General features: G+C 57.2%; 1 pseudogene. It reads right to left on the reverse strand.

Annotation, left to right across the window (positions count from 1 at the left end):
- Positions 1-250: pseudogene (locus VF724_RS21460) on the reverse strand (IS1380 family transposase); the annotation flags it as partial.

Genomic DNA, 250 nt, shown 5'->3' on the forward strand with positions numbered 1-250 from the left:
CGGGTCTGTCCTTCGAAGGCCAGCAGCGGATGATAGCTTTTCCTTCCGGGTTTGTGCGGATTGGTCCCTTTGGCCGCGCCCTCCTGATCGCCGTACACGGTCTCGACCGAGGAATCCAGATCGAGGATAAGAGCAGATGGCAAGCAAGGCTGAATGATTTCTTGGTTCAGCACTCTCAGCTCGGTTGGCAGAGTCGGGCATGTCCGGCCGAGTCTGGCCAATTCCTTGTACAACAGGCTGTGATGAGGAC

Origin of the sequence: Ferviditalea candida (genome assembly GCF_035282765.1) — a bacterium.
Classification (GTDB): Bacteria; Bacillota; Bacilli; order Paenibacillales; family KCTC-25726; genus Ferviditalea; species Ferviditalea candida.